20 protein-coding genes and 1 pseudogene are annotated in these 20,676 nt (G+C 71.4%); 5 read left to right on the top strand and 16 right to left on the bottom strand.

The annotated features are described in order from the left end of the window. Positions 1-5: 5 nt before the first annotated feature. From FCN22_RS17540 to FCN22_RS17520, 5 genes are all read right to left on the bottom strand, one after another. Entirely contained in the window at positions 6-752 is a 747-nt protein-coding gene (locus tag FCN22_RS17540) for an esterase family protein (protein WP_137122859.1), read from the bottom strand. 72 nt (positions 753-824) lie between these two features. Continuing rightward, positions 825-1,814: a co-chaperone YbbN gene (locus tag FCN22_RS17535; protein ID WP_137122858.1), complete on the bottom strand. Its 990-nt coding sequence runs from the start codon at positions 1,812-1,814 to the stop codon at positions 825-827. 33 nt (positions 1,815-1,847) lie between these two features. Then, positions 1,848-2,978 (bottom strand): hypothetical protein, encoded by a 1,131-nt coding sequence (locus FCN22_RS17530; RefSeq protein ID WP_137122857.1) that lies wholly within the window; start codon positions 2,976-2,978, stop codon positions 1,848-1,850. Positions 2,979-3,048: 70 nt separating this feature from the next. Then, a complete protein-coding gene (icmA, locus tag FCN22_RS17525) occupies positions 3,049-4,803 on the bottom strand; it encodes a coenzyme B12-dependent isobutyryl-CoA mutase large subunit (RefSeq protein WP_137122856.1) in 1,755 nt (584 codons plus the stop codon). 119 nt (positions 4,804-4,922) lie between these two features. Continuing rightward, positions 4,923-5,438 (bottom strand): MarR family winged helix-turn-helix transcriptional regulator, encoded by a 516-nt coding sequence (locus FCN22_RS17520; protein WP_238384810.1) that lies wholly within the window; start codon positions 5,436-5,438, stop codon positions 4,923-4,925. Between the two features lie 23 nt (positions 5,439-5,461). On the opposite strand from FCN22_RS17520, the gene FCN22_RS17515 reads away from it, so the two are divergent. After that, a complete protein-coding gene (locus FCN22_RS17515) occupies positions 5,462-6,439 on the top strand; it encodes an aldo/keto reductase (RefSeq protein WP_137122855.1) in 978 nt (325 codons plus the stop codon). Here FCN22_RS17515 and FCN22_RS17510 read toward each other — a convergent pair. The 9 genes from FCN22_RS17510 to FCN22_RS17475 all read right to left on the bottom strand — a co-directional run bounded on the left by FCN22_RS17510 (position 6,425) and on the right by FCN22_RS17475 (position 15,129). Continuing rightward, positions 6,425-6,970, bottom strand: a complete 546-nt coding sequence (locus FCN22_RS17510) for a GNAT family N-acetyltransferase (RefSeq protein ID WP_238384809.1) — start codon at positions 6,968-6,970, stop codon at positions 6,425-6,427. The two genes, FCN22_RS17515 and FCN22_RS17510, sit on opposite strands and share 15 nt — an antisense overlap. Next, positions 6,967-7,287: an MTH1187 family thiamine-binding protein gene (locus FCN22_RS17505; protein WP_137122854.1), complete on the bottom strand. Its 321-nt coding sequence runs from the start codon at positions 7,285-7,287 to the stop codon at positions 6,967-6,969. The genes FCN22_RS17510 and FCN22_RS17505 overlap by 4 nt, the downstream gene beginning before the upstream one ends. Before the next feature lie 9 nt (positions 7,288-7,296). After that, positions 7,297-7,998 (bottom strand): ABC transporter ATP-binding protein, encoded by a 702-nt coding sequence (locus tag FCN22_RS17500; protein ID WP_137122870.1) that lies wholly within the window; start codon positions 7,996-7,998, stop codon positions 7,297-7,299. Between the two features lie 43 nt (positions 7,999-8,041). Next, positions 8,042-8,929 carry an ABC transporter ATP-binding protein gene (locus tag FCN22_RS17495; protein WP_137122853.1) on the bottom strand — a complete coding sequence of 296 codons (888 nt, stop codon included), beginning with the start codon at positions 8,927-8,929 and terminating at the stop codon, positions 8,042-8,044. Continuing rightward, positions 8,926-12,018 (bottom strand): FtsX-like permease family protein, encoded by a 3,093-nt coding sequence (locus FCN22_RS17490; protein ID WP_162308251.1) that lies wholly within the window; start codon positions 12,016-12,018, stop codon positions 8,926-8,928. Before FCN22_RS17490 ends, FCN22_RS17495 begins: the two co-directional genes overlap by 4 nt. 67 nt (positions 12,019-12,085) lie before the next feature. Next, positions 12,086-12,250: a hypothetical protein gene (locus FCN22_RS21685; RefSeq protein WP_162308250.1), complete on the bottom strand. Its 165-nt coding sequence runs from the start codon at positions 12,248-12,250 to the stop codon at positions 12,086-12,088. Positions 12,251-12,477: 227 nt separating this feature from the next. Then, complete coding sequence (locus FCN22_RS17485; RefSeq protein ID WP_162308249.1) at positions 12,478-12,921, bottom strand: GNAT family N-acetyltransferase; 444 nt, start codon at positions 12,919-12,921, stop codon at positions 12,478-12,480. 38 nt (positions 12,922-12,959) lie between these two features. Continuing rightward, the gene (gene meaB / locus FCN22_RS17480) at positions 12,960-13,919 is read right to left on the bottom strand and encodes a methylmalonyl Co-A mutase-associated GTPase MeaB (RefSeq protein WP_137122850.1); all 960 of its coding nucleotides are present in this window, start codon (positions 13,917-13,919) and stop codon (positions 12,960-12,962) included. A 7-nt stretch (positions 13,920-13,926) separates the two neighbouring features. Then, a complete protein-coding gene (locus FCN22_RS17475; protein WP_137122849.1) occupies positions 13,927-15,129 on the bottom strand; it encodes an acetyl-CoA C-acetyltransferase in 1,203 nt (400 codons plus the stop codon). A 121-nt stretch (positions 15,130-15,250) separates the two neighbouring features. Here FCN22_RS17475 and mce point away from each other — a divergent pair, with 121 nt between their 5' ends. From mce to FCN22_RS17455, 4 genes are all read left to right on the top strand, one after another. Beyond that, positions 15,251-15,679 carry a methylmalonyl-CoA epimerase gene (gene mce / locus FCN22_RS17470; protein ID WP_137122848.1) on the top strand — a complete coding sequence of 143 codons (429 nt, stop codon included), beginning with the start codon at positions 15,251-15,253 and terminating at the stop codon, positions 15,677-15,679. A 106-nt stretch (positions 15,680-15,785) separates the two neighbouring features. Continuing rightward, positions 15,786-17,123 (top strand): crotonyl-CoA carboxylase/reductase, encoded by a 1,338-nt coding sequence (gene ccrA, locus FCN22_RS17465; RefSeq protein WP_137122847.1) that lies wholly within the window; start codon positions 15,786-15,788, stop codon positions 17,121-17,123. 14 nt (positions 17,124-17,137) lie between these two features. After that, on the top strand, positions 17,138-18,463 hold the full coding sequence (locus tag FCN22_RS17460) for an AI-2E family transporter (protein WP_238384808.1): 1,326 nt from the start codon (positions 17,138-17,140) through the stop codon (positions 18,461-18,463). A gap of 132 nt (positions 18,464-18,595) precedes the next feature. After that, positions 18,596-20,098, top strand: coding sequence for an MFS transporter (locus FCN22_RS17455; RefSeq protein WP_137122846.1), 1,503 nt, complete (start codon positions 18,596-18,598; stop codon positions 20,096-20,098). 85 nt (positions 20,099-20,183) lie between these two features. Here FCN22_RS17455 and FCN22_RS17450 read toward each other — a convergent pair whose 3' ends face one another. Further along, the gene (locus tag FCN22_RS17450) at positions 20,184-20,483 is read right to left on the bottom strand and encodes an Rv1322 family protein (protein WP_137122845.1); all 300 of its coding nucleotides are present in this window, start codon (positions 20,481-20,483) and stop codon (positions 20,184-20,186) included. A 56-nt stretch (positions 20,484-20,539) separates the two neighbouring features. Continuing rightward, positions 20,540-20,676 (bottom strand): annotated as a pseudogene (locus FCN22_RS22975) (IS30 family transposase); the annotation flags it as partial.

The following is a 20,676-nucleotide window of genomic DNA, read 5'->3' as shown; positions in this document are numbered from 1 at the left end:
CATTCCTAACAGAATCGGGGCAGGTGGTGGGCGAGTTGACGTTGCCACCACGGCCAGTCGTGCGCCACGTCCTCTCCCCAGACGTCCAGCTGGTGGGTGATCTGCTTCTCCGCCAGCAGGGCCGCAAAGCTGCGGGTGGACGGCAGCGCCCCGGTCGGGTGCGTCTCGAAGGCCCCCTGCCCGACGACCAGCAGGACCGACAGCCGGGCGCGCAGCCAGTCGAGCTGGTCACCGTGCAGACCGCCGACGTAGTCGGTGGGGTTGGCGAAGTAGGTCTCGTCACCACGCTCGCCCCAGGCGTGCCAGCTGCCGACGTCGTAGTTGCCGGACAGCCCGATGACCAGCGGAGCCACGTCGGCGCGTTGGAAGGCGAAGTGCACCGCGTGGTAGGCGCCCATCGAGACCCCGAGGGCGATCATCTCGTGGCGGCCGCCGGTCTGCTCCTCGATCCACGGAAGGACCGCCCGGTCCAGCCAGCCCTGGTAGGTCCGGTGTCGGCGCGCGCGCTCCTCGATCGACACGGACCGGTCCGACCAGGACCAGGCGTCGATGGAGTCCACGCAGAAGAAGCTCACCCGGCCGTCCTGGACCAGCCCGGACACGGCTTCCACCATGCCGTTGCTCGCGAAGTCCTCGGCACGACCCGCCTCACTGGGAAAGACCAGGACGGGGCGCCCATAGTGCCCGTAGCGGAGCACGCCGAGCCGGTGATCGGTCCCCGGCACCTCCAGGTCGACCCGTTGCCCGTCCATGCGGTCATCCTTGCGCACGAGCGACGTGCGGCGCCACACCGGCGCGACCTCGGCCGGGACGGTCGGCGATCCTCAGAAGAGGGCGTTGGTGAGGGCCGAGCGGGCCTTCCTGACCCGCTCGTCGGTGCTCCCCACGACCTCGAAGAGCCCCAGCAGGTGCTCGCGGGCGGCGTTGCGCTCCTCGTCGCTGGTCGCCCGCACCAGGTCGATCAGCCGCACGAAGGCGTCCTCGACGTGTCCGCCGAGCACGTCGAGGTCGGCCACCATGGTCTGGGCCGCCACGTCGGTGGGTGCGTCGGCAGCCTTGGCCCGCGCGGCGGCCAGGTCGACGCCGGCGGTGCGCTGCATCAGCGTGACCTGACCCAGCCCGAGCTTGGCGTCGGCGTCGGTGGGGTCCGCCTCGACGGCGCGGGTGAAGGCGTCCGCGGCCGCCTGCAGGTCACCGCGCTCGATCGCGTCGTAGGCCTCCTGGTGCAGCGGCGGCAGCTCCGCCTCGACGTCGCCGTCGGACCCATCGGCCGGTCCCTCGTCGGCGTCGGCGTCGTGGTCCCCGGGCACGCGGCCGGCCACCCCGTTGCTGACCGCGATCTTGACGACCTCCTCGAGCAGCTGCGTGGCCGCCTCGTCGGACGGGATGGGGGGCAGCGGCATCGGCTGCCCCTGCAGGAACGCCACGGTGGTCATCGGGGTGCCCGCCGGCAGCTGGGCGCTCTGGCCGAGCTGCTGGAAGGCCTGGGCGATCTCGGGCGCCTGGTCGATGTCGACGACGCCGAGCTGGACCCGCCCGGCCTGGGCGCGAACCGCCTTGGCCAGCTGGTCCACGGGGCCGCGGGACGCCGGTTGCGAGGCGGCCCAGAGGGTGATGACGACCGGGTACCGGGAGGAGGCGTTGACGAGGGTGCCGAAGCCCTGGGCGTCGATGTCGACGACGAGGCCGTCGGTCGAGCCGCCAGCACCTGTCGCCCCGCCTCCCGGCGCGCCTTGGCCCGCGGGGGGCTGGGCGAGGGCGGACAGGTCGACGGCGCCCCGGAGGGCCGCGGCATTGAACGGCTGCGAAGTCATGTCGTCATTGTCCCTGATCCACGCGCGAGGACGTCAGTGGCCCTTGCCGCCCACGAGATGTTCCGAGGCCCCGACCAGGGTGGCCCGGCCGGTCCCTTCCGGCACCTCGAACACCAGGAACTCGATCGTGGTCACCCGTGCCGAGATCTCGATCTTCTGCTGGTCGGGGGCGAACACCTGGAAGGCCTTGGTGGGCTTGACCGTCTGGCCCGGCTTGATGTGGAAGTTGTCGTGCCGTTCCAGTGCGGCGAAGACGAGCGCACCACCGCCCTGCTGCTGCACGGTGACGACGGAACCAGGCAGGACGCGGTGTGACTGGCCGAAGTCGGCCTGCGTCCGCACGGCGTCGGCCTGCTGCGCCGCCCCGGCCCGCACGGACGCGGCGAAGTGGTCGGCGGCGAACGGGCGGTGGTCGACCTTCTTGCGCGGATAGCTCAGGTAGCGGGAGTAGTCGGAGAGCAGGGCCTCCGGCTTGACGGCCAGCTGCCGAAGTGCCGACCGCGCGGCCTTGCCGGGGTGACGGCCGGTCGCCACGACCGAACCGTTCTCCCGGGGGTCGAACGTCGCGATCGAGGTGCCCGGCAGCATGAGCGCCGACTCCTGGATGCGGAACGGGGCGCTTGCCCGGTCGGCACGCATCAGGTGCAGCACCGGCGTCTCCCGGTCAGGCGGCTCGGTCTGGACGACCAGGTATGCCGGGTGGCCGGCTCCGCGGCTGATCGCCAGCACGTTGGGGCGCACCGGGGCGAAGACCGGGTTGTCGGGAGAACCTCTGCGAACCTTCGCGACGCGCGCGTCCCCCGTGGCCGCGCGCAACCCCGCGCCCGTCCAGGCGGACCGGCGTGCCTGCTGCGCCGCCTTGCCGCTCCTGCTCACCGACTGGTTCTGGGCGGTCAGGGCCCGGGCCGCTTGCTGCTCGGCACGCTCCGGGCTGATGACGCCCTCGGGCGCAGGAGGGGTGGGACTGGAGGTGGACGTCGGCAAGTCGCTGGGCGTGGACGAGGACGGCCCGCTGGTCGCCTCGCCGCTCGCACTCGGGGCGACCATGCTGGTCGCCCCGCCGCTCGGCGAGGCGGAGCCACCGGCGTCCGCGTCGGAGCCGCTGCACCCGGCGACGGCCAAGAGGGCAGCGGTCGTGAGGACGACGGCAAAACGGGCTCTCATGCCTGCACGATAAGCAGAGTGCCGCCGATCGGAGAATTCCCGGCTCCGTCGAGCAGCTCGTGGGACGCGCTCAGAACCGTGCCGGCTCGCGGTAGACGCCCCACACGTCACGCAATGTGTTGCAGATCTCGCCCATGGTCGCCTCGACGCGGACGGCGTCGAGCATGGCCGGGATCATGTTGTCCTCCGTGGCCGCGACGTCGACCATGTGCTCCAGCGCCGCGCGCACCGCTGCGTCGTCGCGACCCGCCTTGCGCTCACCGAGCACGCGTACCTGGTCGCGCTCCACCTCGTGGCTGACCCGCAGGATCTCCAGCTCGCTGCTGATCGACTCGGTGTGGCAGTTGACGCCGACGACCTTCTTGTCACCCTTCTCGAGCGCGACCTGGTACTGGAAGGCAGCCTCGGCGATCTCGGACATGAACCAGCCGTCCTCGATGCCCCTCAGGATCCCGGAGGTCATCGGACCGATCTGGTGCTCTCGCTCCCCGTCCTCGTCTGCCGCCCGGTCCTTCTCGCCCATCGACCGGATCTTCTCGAAGATCGCCTCGGCCTCCGCCTCGATCTTGTCGGTGAGGGCCTCGACATACCAGGAACCGCCGAGCGGATCGGCGACGTTGACCACGCCGGTCTCCTCCATGATCACCTGCTGGGTGCGCAGGGCGACCTCGGCGGACTGCTCCGTCGGCAGAGCGAGCGTCTCGTCAAGAGCGTTGGTGTGCAACGAGTTCGTGCCACCGAGCACCGCGGCGAGCGCCTCGACGGAGGTGCGCACCACGTTGTTCATCGGTTGCTGTGCGGTCAGCGACACACCGGCGGTCTGGGTGTGGAAGCGCAGCCACTGCGCCTTGTCGGTCTTGGCGCCGTAGACGTCGCGCATCCATCGCGCCCAGATGCGCCGGGCGGCACGGAACTTCGCGATCTCCTCGAAGAAGTCGAGGTGGCTGTCGAAGAAGAAGGACAGTCCGGGGGCGAACGCGTCGACGTCGAGGCCGCGGGACAGCCCGAGCTCGACGTAGCCGAAGCCGTCGGCGAGGGTGAACGCCAGCTCCTGCGCGGCCGTCGACCCTGCCTCGCGGATGTGGTAGCCGGATACCGAGAGCGGTTTGTAGGCGGGGATGTTCGCCGAGCAGTACTCCATCAGGTCACCGATGAGACGCAGGTGCGGCTCGGGCGCGAACAGCCACTCCTTCTGCGCGATGTACTCCTTGAAGATGTCGGTCTGCAGCGTGCCGTTGAGGATGCCGGTGTCGACCCCCTGGCGCTCCGCCGCGACGAGGTACATGCAGAACACGGGCACCGCAGGGCCGCTGATCGTCATCGAGGTCGTCACGTCACCGAGCGGGATGTCCTTGAACAACCGCTCCATGTCGACCGCCGAGTCGATGGCGACGCCGCAGTGCCCGACCTCGCCGAGACTGAGCGGCTCGTCGGAGTCGCGACCCATCAGGGTCGGCATGTCGAACGCCACCGACAGGCCACCGCCACCGCTGCGCAGGATCATCTTGTAGCGCTCGTTGGTCTGCTCGGCGTTGCCGAACCCCGCGAACTGCCGGATCGTCCACGCGCGCCCGCGGTAGCCGGTCGGGTAGAGGCCACGGGTGAAGGGGTACTCCCCCGGCCAGCCGATCCGCTCCATCCGCTCGTCGGCCGCCTCGGCAGCGGCGTCCGGCCCGTAGACCGGGTCGACCTCGACGCCGGACAGCGTGGTGAAGTCGGCGTCGCGCACGCGCCCCTTGGCCAGCGCATCGTCATACCGCTCCTGCCACCGCGACCGGCCGCTGGTGGGGACGGAGGGCTCGGGTTGCTGCGCAGTGGTGGTCATACCCCCAATTTACTAGGACGTCCTAGTAATGTCACATCCCCGGCTCAGGCGTCGAAGTCGCCGCTCCCTCTGGCGCTTCTCCGCCATCGCTCCGGGCCTCGCTTCGCTCGGGTCCTCACTCAGGCGTCGAAGTCGCCGGCACCGAGGCGGACCTTGCGCAACAACGCGAAAAGCTGGGCCAGCTCGGCCGTGCTGAGCGTGCCGAGGTTGAAGTCCGACACCACCAGGTCGCGGGTCGCCGCCTCCATCACGTCCTCGCCGGCCGGAGTGATCCGGGCGAGCGCACCACGACCGTCCCTCGGGTTGGGCACCCGGTCGACGAAGCCCTGCGCCGCCAGCCGCTGCACGATGTTGGTCGCACTCGTGGGGTGCACCATGAGCCGCTCCCCCACCTTGCTCATCGGCAGCTCCCCTCGGCTGCTGAACGCCAGCAGCACCAACGCCTCGTAGCGCGCGAAGGTGAGCCCGTGCGGTGCGAGCCGGGAGTCGAAGTCGCCGAGCAGGATCTGCTGCACGCGCATGATCGAGGTGGCCGCCGCCATCTCCGCCGGTGCCGCCTGCGCACCCCACCGGGCCCGCCAGAGGTCGCGGGCACGCAGGATCGGGTCGAAAGGCAACCGGAATCGGGCGGGCACGGGGCCAACCTAGTCTGGATGCCATGGAACACCTCGACATCCCCGGCGCCGGGCGGGTCAGCCGCATCGGCCTGGGCACGTGGCAGTTCGGCACCAAGGAGTGGTGCTACGGGGAGGAGTACGCCGACCACACCGCCGGCCAGATCGTCCGGCGGGCACGTGAGCTCGGGGTCACCCTCTTCGACACCGCCGAGCTCTACGGGTTCGGCCGCAGCGAGCGGATCCTGGGTGAGGCGCTCGGGCCGGGTCGTGACGAGGTCGTCGTGGCCAGCAAGCTGTTCCCCCTCCTGCCGGTTCCCCCGATGGTGCGCCGTCGCGAACGGGCCAGCGCGCGGCGACTTCAGCTGGATCGGATCCCCCTCTACCAGATCCACCAGGCACACCCGCTGGTCCCGGACGCGGTGACCATGCGTGGCATGCGGGACCTGTTGCGGGAGAGGCGGATCGGCGCGGTCGGCGTCTCGAACTACTCCCTCGCCCGCTGGCACAGGGCCGACGCCGCACTCGGGCGTCCGGTGGTCAGCAACCAGGTCCAGTTCTCGCTCGCCCACGCGGGGCCGCTCGCCGACCTCGTGCCCTTCGCGGAGCAGGAGGAGCGGGTGGTCATCGCCTACAGCCCGCTCGCGCAGGGCCTGTTCGGGGGCCGCTATGACGCGACGCACCGGCCGTCGGGGATCCGGTCCCACAACCCCGTCTTCAGCGAGGAGAACCTCACCCGGGCCGCCCTGCTGCTGGACCAGGTGCGGGACGTGGCCGCCGCCCACGACGTCCGCCCCGCCCAGGCGGCGCTCGCGTGGCTGCTGCACCAGCCCCGGGTCGTGGTGATTCCGGGCGCCTCCAGCGTCGAGCAGCTCGAGCTCAACGTCGCGGCGGCGGATGTGGTGCTCGCCCAAGACGAGCTCAGCGCGCTCACCGCGGCGGCGCGTGCCTTCAGGCCGGCGTCGGCCGCGGGGATCGCCCTGGGCGACGCACGGAAGCGGGTGCGGTCACTGCGCTCCTGACCCGGAGCGACGCACCATCCGGATCTCGCGGGTCGGGGTCACCTCGTGCACCGACGTTCCCCCGTCCACGCCGAAGCCGTGCCGCCGGTAGAAGGCCTGGGCGCGCAGGTTCTGCTCCACGACCCACAGGTATGCCGGCCGGTCACCCACCGTGGCCGCCATCAGCTGGTCGGCCACCCCCGAGCCGTGGTGCGCGGCAAGGATGTTGATCGCCCAGAGTTCACCCGGCGTGGGCGGGTCCTCGTCTCGGGCCGGAGCGAACGTCGCAAAACCGATGACGTCCCCGGTGGCGATGTGCTCGGCGATCCGGGTGACCTTGACGACCGGGTCGGATCGTTTCCGCGTGGCGGCAGCGGATTCGTCGGCGATGATCAGCCGCCACTTGGCCACCGACTTCTCGACGTCCATGCCGTCGAGGTAGTCCTGCGGCATCACGCCGGCGTACGCCTCGCGCCACACCCGGACGTGCGTGGCCGCGATGGCCGGCGCATCTTCCGCCACCGGTGGGCGGACGACATACTCGCCCGTCACGAAGTTTCTGAAGCGTCGCCGTCCAGCACGGCGTCGATGCGCCGCACCTTCTCCTGGATCTGACCGGTGTAGCCGGCGCGAAGGTCGGCCTTGAGCACCAGCGAGACCCGTGGGCTGCTGGCCTGGACCGCCTCGCAGGCCCGCTTGACCACGTCCATGCACTCGTCCCACTCACCTTCGATCGTGGTGAACATGGAGGTGGTCTCGTGCGGCAGCCCGGAGTCGCGCACGACACGTATGGCCTCGGCCACGGCCTTGCTGACCGAGCCGTCGGCGGAGTCGGAACCAGAGGGTGCGATGGAGAAGGCGAAGAGCATGTCTCGACCTTATGCCTCTCCACTCGTCCTCTCCTCGGCCACCCGCTTCCACGTCATGACGCCCTGGTCGAGCACGATCTCCGCGTCGGCTTCGGCCGCGGACTCGGGGTCGTGGGTGGCCATCAGCACCACCGCCCCCGCGTCGGCCTCGGCGCGCAGCAGCGCCACGACGCGCTCCCGGTTGCCCGAGTCGAGGTCGCTCGTCGGCTCATCCGCGAGCAGGACGGTCGACCGTGCGGCGAGCCCGCGGGCCACCGCCACCCGCTGCTGCTGGCCGCCGGAGAGCTCCTCGATGAGGTGGTCACCGGAGTCGACCAGGCCCACAGCGGTCAGGGCCTCACTCGCCCTCCTTCGTGCGTCGACAGCGCTCACCCCGAGGGCCAGCAGGGCGGCCGTGATGTTCTCGGTCGCAGTCAACATGTCGGCAAGTCCGTTTCCTTGCGGCACCAAGGCGATCCCGAGTCCCGCGGCGCGCTCGCGCTCGGCGACCAACCGGTCGCCGAAGCGCACCTCCCCCTGACTCGGGGCCACCGCGCCCGCGAGCGCCCACAGCATCGAGGTCTTGCCCGCGCCGGACGGGCCGGTGACCGCGACGAGGCTGCCGGGGCTCAGGTGGAGGGTGACATCGTGCAGGGCGACAACCGTTCCGTAGGCCACCTCGAGGCCCTCGGCTCGCAGCGCGTCCGTCGTCCGGGGCGGTACCTCCACCATGCCGGTCACGGGCGCTTCCCCCGCAGGAGCGCGCTGGTCCCGCTCATCGGGGTGCCCCCTCACTGTCGCTCGTCGGATCGGTGTCGTCGGTGCGGGGCTCCGGAACGAGCCGGTAGGTGCCGTCCTCGGCGTGGACCCGCACGAGCGTGCCCGGTGGCAGGACCTCGAGGGCGTGCGCGGGCAGCGGCAGGAAGCCGTCGGCGGACACGACGGCATACTCCTCTCCCAGCCTGCCCTCACCGCCGATCCGGCCGTCCCTGATGGTGATCGTGCGCGGCATCGCCCGTGCGACCTCGGGGTCGTGGGTGACGAGGACCACCGTGGTGCCGGTCTCCGCGTTGACCCGGGCGATGGTCTGCAGCACCGCGTCGCGGGCCTCGTGGTCGAGCTGGCTGGTGGGTTCGTCGGCGAGCAGCACCCCGGCGCGACCGGCGACCGCGACCGCCAGGGCGGCCAGCTGCAGGTGACCGGGGGTAAGCTCGGACAGCGGGGAGCTCGCCTGGTCGCGCAGACCCACCAGCTCGAGGACTTCCTCGACCTCGGGAAGTACGTCGGCGCCCGCGGAGCGCGCTGCGACCTGGGCAAACTCGACGTTTTCCCATGGGGTGTAGTAGGGCAGCAAGTTGCGGGAGGCACCCTGCAGCATCAGGCTCACCCGACTCGCCCGCATCCGGTCGAGCGCCCGCCCGGACAGCCCCGAGAGCTCCACGTCCCCCACGAAGATCTTGCCGGCACTCGGGCGGAAGAGGCCGCCCAGCAGGGTGAGCAACGTGGATTTGCCCGCTCCGGAAGGGCCCAGCAGCCCGATCATCTCGCCGGGCGCGACCCGCAGGTCGACTCCCGACAGCGCCGCGACGTCATTGCCCTCCGACCGGTAGATGTGCACCAGGCCGTGGGTGGCGATGGCCAGTCCCCGCCGCCCGGTGCTCACGGCATCTCCCTGACGCGCAGCAGGTGGGAACGCGCCGACAGCCAACGACCGCAGAGCGTCCCGACTCCCACCAGCAGCACGAACGCCCCTGCGGCTGAGACCAGCACGGCCGGCCAGTCGGTCACCAGGTCGAGCACCGACACTGCGGGCGGCGTGGAGAAGAGCGGCACGCTCGGCATGGCCAGGTGCGCGCCATAGACCCCGCAGCCCGCGCCGACCACGACGGCGAGGCCGACCACGGGCAGCTGCTCGCCCAGCGCCAGGGCGGTGATGCGTCCGCGCGGCACGCCGGCCAGCCGCAGCGCGGCATAGTCACGGGTGCGCAGCCGCCAGGACGTGGCGACGAGCACCAGCAGCACCAGGGCAGCGATCAGCAGCGCCCCGATGCCCACGACCAGGGCCAGGCCCAGGCCGATCGCGGCGGCCGACTCGTCGTAGGTGCGTCGTTGGTCGCTGGGCGTGGTGGACTCGGTGGCCGAGATGCCGTGCTTGCCCAGGTCCGTGGTTAGCCGCGCCAGCAGGGCCGGGTCGTCGTGGGCGAACCACACCTGCAGGGAGTCCAGCGTCGCGGGCTCCTGCCCGCCGCGCTGCAGCATGTCCAGGTCCACCAGGAGGGTGTCCTTGGGCGCCCCCGGCACGAACGCGACGTGCCCGACGCGGTGCATGGACCGGTCGATCCCGTCGAGCCCGGCGGCCTGGAACCGGCCGTGCTGGGCGTCCGGCGGGCCGGCCCCGGCCAGTAGCGCCGGGAGGTCACTCGGAACCCACCGGTGGGTCATGGTCAGCTCGGGCCCGGCGACCGCGACGTAGTCCACGGCCAGCACCCCGGCCGGCGCGGCCGAGGCGGCGGCCATCCGCCCGTCGCCGTCCGATCCGTCCACGGGGTACCACTCGGACGCCGAACCCAGCCAGACGTGCGGTTGGTCGGAGGTGCGGACCTTCGAGAGGACGAACCGCCCACCCAGGTCGGACGCGCCGATGCCCATGTCCAGGGTCAGCCCGGTGACCGTGCAGCCGGTGCGGCAGGGGAGCAGTGCGTGCAGCACCGTCGCGCGTGACCCCCGGTACGGCAGGTTGCCGAGGATGACGGTCCTCATTTCGTTGTCCGCAGTCAGGAGCTGGAGCCGCAGCTCGACCGGGCTCCCGGGAGACGGCACCATCCCGCTCGTCGACACCTTCGCGGAGATGCTGGTGCCTCGGACCCGTCGCGGTGGCGCGGTCTTCGGGACCAGGCGCGGCAACGCCGCAGCGGCCTCGGGTGCGCCCGGGAACAGGGCGATCCGGCGGAACTGGTCGGGCACCACGGCCTCCACGGTGCTCGCCTCCGGCCCTGGCGGCTGGACCTGCACGACCGGCGTGAGCTCACGCCCGCTCGGGTCGAGCCGGTCCAGCACGCGGCGCACCTCCGACAGGGCGGGGCGGTCGACGGTCACCACGCGCGCGGCGCCGACGACCTGCTGGGCGCTGTCGCTGCGGTTGCGGGCCCCGATCACCAGGGCGTTGGCGGCGAAGACGAGCAGTGCGGTGGAGACGGTGAGGACAGCGACGGCCCGTCGGGTCGCGGGACGACGCGCGATCTGGAGTGCGGACAGGCCCGTGCCCAGGTGTCCGTGGGCCAGCATCGAACGGCCCAGGACGGTGGCCACCGGCACGACCAGGTGGGCCAGGACCAGTCCCACGGCGACGGCCAGAAGGGTGGGGGTCGCCAGGGCCAGCGGTCCCTGCGCGCTGCCCGAGGTGACGTTGACGACTGCGACGATCGCCACCGCGACGACCACCGCATCGGCCGCACCGACCCGCCATCCGACCCGTCGCGCCGGCACCCGCCGCAACAGCGAGGCGACCGGTTCGCGCGAAACGCGCAGTACGGCCATGAAGGCCGTGCCCAGCAGCACGACCGCCGCGAGGAGCAGGGCCACCCACGCGGGCAGGCGCCACTCGAAGGGCGCCGGGACAGGCAGCCAGTAGCGCCGGGCCAGCCACGACAGCACTAGGGTCAGCACGGCACCGGCCGGGACGCCGACGAGCACCATCGCCCCGACTTCGCGCAGCACCAGCCGGCGCGCCCCGCTGGTGCCTCGGCCGCGCAACCGGGCCAGCGCCACCTCGGGTCGCCGCTGCTCCACGACCGCCCCGAGCACCAGCCACAGCACGACCAGAGCGAGCAGCGCCAGCTGCACCATCAGCATGGGCACGATCTGCGCGGCCTGGTCGCGCTCGTGACGCATCTCCTGGGCCAGCGCGGACAGCCCCGAGTAGACGGTGACGGTCGGCAGCCCCGGGCTGGAGACCTCGGGCGCGATCCGGGCCGTCAGCGCGTCCACCTGCGGCCCCAGGTCCATCAGCCGGTCGATGCCGACGACGTCCTTGCGTAGCGGGAAGTCCATCTGGCTGCTGAGGTCCAGCGTCGGGTTCTGGTGCGCCCAGTCGGTGACGGTCGTGGCCCGCGCCGTGAGGATCCGGTCGGTTCGGACACTTCCTGAGTCGGGGTCCTGCGCCCCGGACCACCCGGTCAATGATGTGCCGTACCAGTAGTCACCGCGCCGCTGTTGGTAGACCCCAGTGATCCGGACCGACGTGTTCGTGGGCGGTTGCGTCGTCGGAGTCGTGGACCGGGGCGGGGTGAGCGGGATCTGCTCGCCCACCCGCCAGTGCCAGCTCTTCGCGTCCACGGAACTCACCGCCACCTGACCGGCCGAGGTGGGACACCGGCCCGAGGTGAACCTCACGTGCTCGCACATCCCCCGCCGCCACAGCACCTCCGCCGACAGGGCCACGCCCTTCGGCGACCGCGCGTCGGCGGAGAGGGTCACACTCGGCTGTGGCGGGAGGAAGGCGGTGCGCAGGCGACCGCGCACCTGCGCCCCGAGCTGTTCCGGCGAGGACGCCATGGGCGCGTCCGTCGAAGGTGAGGAGGTCAGCCGCAACCCGCTGGCCTGCACCGGGTCGTGCGCCAGCCGGGCGCCGACCAGTGACTGTTGGAGTGCCCGGTCGTAGAGGGGTGCGAAGACGGCGCAGGCGGTGATCAGCGCCGAGAGCGCCGCGATCACCAGGGCCTGCGCTCGTCGGTACCGGATCGCCTTCCACATGAGCGTGGCAAGTATCAACCCGAACATCGTGTCTGTCAGGGAGATATCCACACGACGTGTCGTGCACTCAGCCGTCCGGCGAGAGCACCCGCTTGAACTCGGCGCAGAGCTCGACCACCCGGAACCCCAGCCGTTCGTTGATCGACACCATGTAGCGGTTGACCTCCGAGTTGCCCGTCTGCACGCGGTAGCTGCCGGGGAAGCGCCGCTGGAACTCGATCAGGTTGCGCACCTTGACCGCGGTGCCGGGTGACGATCTCGGGCGTGGCCTTCTCCTCCTCCAGGTCGAAGTCGCCCATCGGCGCGTCCACCGCGAGCCGGTTCTGCGCCGCGCAGTAGGACGGGAGCAGCTCGTCCGGCAGCCCGTCGGCAAAGGTCTGCAGTGCGTATGCCGCGTGGTGCGGCGCGCTCTCAGCCGCCAGTTCGTCCAGCAGGCCTGTCGAAACAGGCAACTCGAGCTCACGCACGATCTCGGTGATGGCCAACGCGAAGCCGTGGCGCTCGGCGAAGCGGCGGTAGGGATGGGCCTCCCGGTCCGCCACGGGATAACGCGTCGCTCATCAGGCTGTGCCGCCCGAGCTCGCGCGCACGGTCCACACAGTGCTCGACCAAGAGCGACCCGATGCCGGCCCGCCGCCGCTCCGGCTCGACGAACGCCATGAACCACATCAGGTCGGTGTTGTCGAGCAACGGAAGAAAGGTCATCGCGGCGCCGACCATCTCGTCCCCCTCGAACGCGCCGAAGGCCTCGTTCCGCTGCCCCGGGTCGTCCTTGCGCAGGTCGATCCGGCATTCGAGCAGGCTGTCGAGCTGGGCGTGCGGGCGCTCGAACGCCTCTGCCGCCTGCGCCCTCCCGACCACCCGCTGCCGGACGTCCTGCACGGTGGCCGACCGGGCGACCACCTCGCAGGACGTCCTGGGGCGACGGCGCGCGACCTCGGTCAGGTGAGGGCGTCGACGACCTGGTCGGCCGCGGTGTAGGGATCGGTCTGCCCGTCGACCACGTCGGCGGCGAGCGCCTCGACCCCCTCGCCGTGCCGCAGGTCGCCCATCCTGGAACGCAGCGACCGGATCGCGATCGCCTCGATCTCGTCGCCGGCGCGACGCACCCGGCGCTCCCGCAGCGTGCCGTTGGACTCCATCCAGGCAACGTGCTTGTCGATGGCCTCCATCACCTCGTCGAAACCGTCGGACTGCGAGGCCACGGTCTTGACGACCGGGGGACGCCAGAGCCCGGGCTCGGTGCGGTCGCCGAGGCTGATCATGTGGCGGATGTCGCGGACCGTCGCGTCGGCGCCGTCGCGGTCGGCCTTGTTGACCACGAAGACGTCCCCGATCTCCAGGATGCCTGCCTTGGCGGCCTGGATGCCGTCACCCATGCCGGGAGCGAGGAGCACCACCGTCGTGTCGGCCAGCCCCGCAACCTCGACCTCGCTCTGACCCACGCCCACCGTCTCCACGAGCACGACGTCGCAACCGGCGGCGTCGAGCACCCGCAGCGCCTGCGGGGTCGTCCACGAGAGCCCGCCCAGGTGGCCGCGGCTGGCCATCGACCGGATGTAGACCTCCGGGTCGAGGGCGTGGTCCTGCATCCGGATCCGGTCGCCGAGCAGCGCGCCCCCCGAGAAGGGCGAGGACGGGTCGACCGCCAGGATCCCGACCCGCTGCTCCCTGGCCCGGAATGCGGCCACGAGCGCGTTGGTCGAGGTGGACTTGCCGACCCCGGGACTGCCGGTGATGCCGATGATGTGCGCCCGGCCGGAGTGGGGGGCGAGGGCGGACATCACCTCGCGCAGCGCCGGGTGCGCGTCCTCGACCAGCGAGATCAGCCGGGCCACGGCTCGGGGTGAGCCGGCCCGCGCGGCCTCGACGAGCGCCGAGACGTCGACGGGTCGCGCCATCCCTGCCTCAGGCCTTCGGGACGCGGACCACGAGGGCGTCGCCCTGTCCGCCGCCACCGCACAGACCGGCGGCGCCGACTCCTCCGCCTCGGCGCTTCAGCTCGAGGGCGAGGTGCAGGACCAGGCGGGCACCCGACATACCGATGGGATGTCCGAGGGCGATCGCGCCACCGTTGACGTTGACCTTGTCGGCGTCGAGGCCGAGCTCCTTGATCGAGGCCAGTCCCACCGCGGCGAACGCCTCGTTGATCTCGACCACGTCGAGGTCGGTCGGCGAGATGCCTTCTCGCTCACAGGCCTTGGCGATCGCGTGGGCCGGCTGGCTCTGCAGGCTCGAGTCGGGACCGGCCACGACTCCGTGCGCTCCGATCTCGGCGAGCCAGGTCAGGCCGAGCTCCTGCGCCTTGGCCTTGCTCATCACCACCACCGCGGCCGCCCCGTCGGAGATCTGCGACGCCGAGCCGGCCGTGATCGTGCCGTCCTTGCGGAAGGCCGGGCGCAGCCGGGAGAGCGACTCCGTGGTCGTGTCGGCCCGGATGCCCTCGTCGGTCTTGAAGTCGATCGGGTCGCCCTTGCGCTGCGGGATCGAGACCGAGACGACCTCGTCGTCGAAGAGCCCGTCCTTCCAGCCCTTGGCCGCCAGCTGGTGGCTGCGTGCCGAGAAGGCGTCCTGCTCCTCGCGGGAGAACTCCTGGTCGGCCTTGTTGGCGTCCTCGGTCAGGCCACCCATGGCCTGGTCGGTGAACACGTCCCACAACCCGTCGTAGGCCATGTGGTCGTGCATCGTGACGTCTCCGTACCTGAAGCCGGACCGGCTCTTCTCCAGCAGGTGCGGCGCATTCGTCATCGACTCCTGCCCACCGGCGACCACCACATCGAACTCGCCGGCGCGGATGAGCTGGTCGGCGAGCGCGATCGCGTCGAGACCGGACAGGCAGACCTTGTTGATGGTGAGCGCCGGCACGGTCATCGGGATGCCGGCCTTGACCGCGGCCTGCCGGGCCGGGATCTGACCGGCGCCCGCCGTGAGCACCTGGCCCATGATGACGTAGTCGACCTGGTCACCGGTGACACCGGCCTTCTCGAGCGCGCCCTTGATGGCGAAGCCGCCGAGGTCGGTGCCGGAGAAGTCCTTGAGTGAGCCGAGCAACCTCCCCATGGGGGTGCGTGCTCCGGCGACGATGACGGAAGACGGGGCGGTGTCGCTCATGATCGAAGGCCTCCAACGGGTAAGGATCTCTGCTCACCTCCACTGTATCCACGCCGGGCCCTGCCACCGGACGTGACCATCGGCACAGCCGAGCCGGGGGCGCCGCGCCTACTCTTCGACCATGACCTCCGACCTGTTCACCGCCATCGACCACGTGGGCGTCGCCGTGGCCGACCTCGATGCCGCGATCGCGTTCTACCGCGACACCTACGGCATGACCCTCACCCACGAGGAGACCAACGAGGAGCAGGGCGTGCGCGAGGCGATGATGGCCGTCGGGGGTTCCGGCTCCTGCGTGCAGCTGCTCGCACCCCTCTCCCCCGAGTCCACGATCGCGAAGTTCCTGGACCGCTCCGGGCCGGGCGTGCAACAGGTCGCCTACCGGGTCGAGGACATCGAGGCGGTCGGCGCCACGCTGCGCGAGCGCGGCCTGCGGCTGCTGTATGACGCGCCGCGCCGTGGCACGGCCGGGAGCCGGGTCAACTTCATCCACCCCAAGGACGCCGGGGGCGTGCTCGTCGAGCTGGTGCAGCCGGCCTCCGCGCCCTGACCGCGCGGTGTGGCGGTCGTCTCAAACCGCCCCCCAGGCCGCTACCGGCCAGTAGTTTGTCCGGCACCGCAAGCCCACCCGCCGCCTCCAGCCAAGGAGCACGACGATGAAGGACATCCGCGACGCCATCCTCTCCGGGGACCGCCACCAGCAGACGTATGCCGGGCTCCCGCTGCCCGACTCCTACCGCGCCGTCACGGTCCACAAGGACGAGACCGAGATGTTCGCCGGACGGGAGAGCAAGGACAAGGACCCGCGCGAGAGCCTGCACGTCGAGCAGGTGCCCGTGCCGGAGCTCGGGCCGGGCGAGGCGGTGGTCGCGGTGATGGCCAGCGCGATCAACTACAACACCGTCTGGTCCTCGATCTTCGAGCCGATGCCCACCTTCGGCTTCCTCGAGCGCTACGGCAAGCTGTCGGAGCTGTCCGCCCGGCACGACCTGCCCTACCACGTGCTGGGCTCCGACCTGGCCGGGATCGTGCTGCGCACGGGGCCCGGCGTGAACGCCTGGAAGCCCGGCGACGAGGTCGTCGCCCACTGCCTGTCGGTCGAGCTCGAGCACGCCGACGGGCACAACGACACGATGCTCGACCCCGAGCAGCGGATCTGGGGCTTCGAGACCAACTTCGGCGGCCTGGCCGAGCTGGCCGTGGTCAAGACGAACCAGCTGATGCCCAAGGCGGCGCACCTGACCTGGGAGGAGGCGGCCTCGCCCGGGCTGGTCAACAGCACGGCATACCGGCAGCTGGTCTCGCGCAACGGCGCCGGCATGAAGCTCGGTGACGTGGTGCTCGTCTGGGGCGCCAGCGGCGGCCTCGGCTCCTACGCCACGCAGATGGCGCTTGCCTCGGGCGCGACCCCGGTGTGCATCGTCTCCAGCCCCGACAAGGCCGCGATCTGCCACGCGATGGGCGCCGAGCTGGTCATCGACCGCAACGCCGGGGGATACCGCTTCTGGAAGGACGAGCAGACCCAGGACCCCCGGGAGTGGAAGCGCTTCGGCCACGACATCCGCGAGCTCACCGGCGGCCGCGACCCGGACATCGTCTTCGAGCACCCGGGGCGCGAGACCTTCGGCGCCAGTGTGTATGTCGCACGCAAGGGCGGCACGATCGTCACCTGCGCCTCGACGTCCGGGTTCGTGCACGAGTACGACAACCGCTACCTGTGGATGAACCTCAAGCGGATCATCGGCTCGCACTTCGCCAACTACCGCGAGGCGTGGGAGGCCAACGACCTGATCCGGCGCGGGTTGATCCACCCGACGTTGAGCAAGACCTACCCGCTCGACGAGACCGGCCGGGCCGCCCACGACGTGCACCGCAACCTGCACCAGGGCAAGGTCGGCGTCCTGGCCCTCGCCCCGGAGGCGGGCCTCGGGGTCACCGATCCGGAGCTGCGGGCGCGACACGAGGCTGCGATCAACCGGTTCCACGACGCCTGAGACAGAATGCGGGCGTGACGAAGCGACGTTCCACCGGCCGGACGGTGTCAGGAGCACGAGGCGACCTGGTGCGGCGCTGGCGAGCGTGGCGCCACGAGCAGCGCGACCGCTGGCAGGCGAGCAACCGGATCCAGCGGCCGGAGCCGACCGCGACGGCGGGCGAGGTCGGCGCGTCCGCTGCCCCGCCCGCGCCCCACGCTCCCGTCCACCCGGCTGCTGCCCCCGCCCCGCAGGCCGGCGCGGCTGCCGGCCGGGGGCAGGCGTCCGGCGACGACTCCGACTTCGGCCGCGCAGGGCGGCCGCTGAACCGGCAGTCGCCGTTCTACATGGGGTTCGTCGGCGCCATCGGGGTCCTGGTCGCCTACGGGCTGGTGCACGCGGTCACCATGCTGACCACCACGCTCACCCTGCTGGTCGTCGCGATCTTCCTGGCCCTGGCGCTCAACCCCATCGTGGAGTGGCTGACCCGGCGGGGGGTCCGTCGGTGGGGCTCGGTCGGCCTGGTGTTCCTCGGGCTGCTCGTGGTCTTTGCCGCGATCGGCATGCTCGTCGTGCCGCCCGTCGTGCAGCAGGGCACCGAGCTGGCCACGAACGCGCCGGACTACGTCGAGCACGTGCTGCAGAGCCACTGGGTGCAGGAGCTCGACCGCGACTACAACCTCACGGACAAGATCCAGGCGGAGTTCCAGAAGCGAATCACCAGCGGGGACACGGTGGGACAGGTCTTCGGCGGTGTCCTCGGTGCCGGCAAGGCGGTCGTCTCCGGGGTGTTCCAGACGCTCACCGTCTTCGTCCTGACGCTCTACTTCCTGGCCTCGCTGCCCCGCGTGAAGCAGGCGGCCTACCAGATGGTGCCGAGCAGCCGCCGCGAGCGGGTCAGCTCCCTGTCCGAGGAGATCCTGCGGCGGGTCGGCAGCTATGCGATCGGACAGGTCGCCGTCGCGTCGATCAACGCCGTGTGCAGCTGGATCATGATGACGATCCTGGGCATCCCGTATGCCGCGGTGCTGGCCGTGGTGGTCGGCTTCCTGGGCATCATCCCGATGGTCGGCGCGACCCTCGGCGCGGTCCTCGTGGTGATCGTGGCGTTCTTCACCGAGCCACGCCTCGCGATCATCGCCGGGGTCTACTACGTCGTCTACCAGCAGCTCGAGAACTACGTGATCGCACCGCGGGTCATGCAGCGGACCGTCTCGGTCCCCGGGGCGGTCACCGTCGTGGCGGCGCTGGCGGGCGGGACGCTCCTCGGTGTCCTCGGTGCCCTCATCGCCATCCCGATCGCGGCCGGGCTGCTGCTGCTCTACGAAGAGGTCCTGGTGCCTCGGCAGAGCCACGTCTGACCGTGCCGTCCCGCCCGCACCGCGGCCGACGAGCGCCCGGACACGGGAAATGACATCGGCACGGAGGCCCCGCACCGGAAATACTGGAAGCGTGACCCACCCGAGCGCCGTGTCCCGGACCGGCCGGTCCCGATGACCGCTCCGCACCGTCTGGTGCTGGACCGGCTGCGCGACGTCGTGGGCGGCCCGGCCCGGTTCCGGGTGATCTGGCTGCTGTCGGGCGTGCTCGGAATGGCCGCCGCCGACCAGACGGTCGCGGGCGCGGTCGCCCCCGACATGAAGGTTGCGCTGGGGGTCGACAACACCGGGATCGGCCTCCTGGTCACCGCCGCGAGTCTGATGTCCGGTGTGACGACGTTGCCCTTCGGGTTGCTGGCCGACCGGGTGACCAGGGTCCGGCTGCTGGCGGGATGCGTGTTCGCGTGGTCGGCGGCCCTCGCCATCGAAGGTGCGGCGACGTCATACTCCATGCTCTTGTTCGGCCAGCTCGTCCTGGGCGCCGGGGTGGGGGCGGCGACGCCGGTGGTCGCCTCGCTGGCCGGGGACCTGTTCCCCAACGCGGATCGCGGCCGTGCCCTCGGCTTCATCCTCACCGGTGAGTTCGCCGGGGCCGCGACGGGTCTCGTCCTGGCCGGCGAGATCTCGGCCCTGTGGTCCTGGCGCGGGTCGTTCTGGGTCGTCGCCGCGGTCGGGCCACCCCTGGCGGTGGTGCTCCTGCGCCTGCTGCCCGAACCGGCACGGGGCGGAGGCAGCGTCGTGCACGTCGGCGACGCCCTCCTCGGCGTGGGCGACGGGGTGGCCGCCTCGCCACCGGAGGATGCCGACCGCGACGCAGCGGTGGTGCCCGGAGCCGCCCGCAGCGGTCTCGCAGAGGCGATCGAGGACGCCGGCATCGTGCCGCACGAAGGCCTCGTCCTGGACAGCGACCCGGCGGGGCGGTCCTTGGCGTGGGCGGTCCGCTACGTGCTGTCGATCCGCACCAACGTCGTGATCATCCTGGCCTCGGCCCTGGGGTACTTCTACGTCGCGGGCATGCAGACCTTCGCGATCGTCTTCGTGCGGGGTCGGTTCGACGTCAGCCAGAGCCTGGCGACGCTCATGCTGGTCGGGGTGGGGGCGGCGGTGATCGCCGGCACACTGGCCAGCGGCCAGGTGTCGGACCGGCTGATCGGGCGTGGCCACGTCACGAGCCGGCCGCTGGTCGGCGGGGTGTCCCTGCTGTTGGCGGTGGCCTTCCTGCTACCCGGTTTCGGGCTCTCGTCGGTGGTGGTGGCCATCCCGCTGCTGCTGCTCGGTGCGGCCGCCCTGGGCGCGATCAACCCGCCACTGGACGCGGCCCGGCTCGACATCATGCACTCCCGGTTGTGGGGCCGGGCCGAGAGCGTGCGCAACTTCTTCCAGACCCTGCTCAAGTCCGGCTCTCCGCTGGCCTTCGGCTGGCTGTCGACCGTGCTGGCGCCCCCCGGGCCCGCCGACAACCTCGCCCAGGGCGGCGGTGCCGTCGGCCTGACGCGGGCCTTCCTCGTCCTGCTCTCGGTGCTCGTCGTCGGAGGGCTGGTGCTGCTGGTGGCGCGCCGAACCTATCCGCGGGACGTGGCCACCGCGATGGCCTCCGAGGCAGCCACCTCTCGCTAGCCCGCTGTGCACCCTCGAAGTTGCTGGCGATCGGCGTCACCGATGACGCCGAGCCCCAGCAACAAGCGGGGCCGGCGGGTGCCGCTCACTTCCAGGAACCGCGCGGTGTGCGCCGGTGGCGGGCCCGCCAGCAGGGCGTGTGCCAGTGCCGGCGTTCGGCCAGGCCTCCGAGTCCGTCGGCGGGCCAGGCGACCACGTGCGGCGCGGAGGCGGGGACCTCCTGCTGGCAGCCGGGGCAGCGGTAGGCCTTGCCCGAGTCGTTGCCCCGGACGGTGCGCACCAGCCAGTCGCCGTCGGCGTGGCTCTCGGTGCGGACCATGCCCTGCATCGATCGGCCGAGGTCACCACGGGGCCCCTGCGGACGACGACGGTTGGCACGGGGCATACCACCGATTCTGCCAGCCCCCGTGAGGAATCTTTGCGAGGTTCGGGGCGGCGGATTCAAGCGGTGGGTGCAACACCGTGTGGATCTGACTGTTCCGACAGTAGTTGGTCGAGGGCTTCGGCGGGGGTGCGCCAGCCGAGGCGTTTGCGGGGCCGGTCGTTGAGCTCGGCGGCGACCATGTCCAGGTAGCCCG

It is taken from the genome of Segeticoccus rhizosphaerae (assembly GCF_005222685.1).
GTDB lineage: Bacteria > Actinomycetota > Actinomycetes > Actinomycetales > Dermatophilaceae > Segeticoccus > Segeticoccus rhizosphaerae.
The sequence above is the reverse complement of the archived record's forward strand: the minus strand, read 5'-3'. Positions and strand labels throughout refer to the sequence as shown.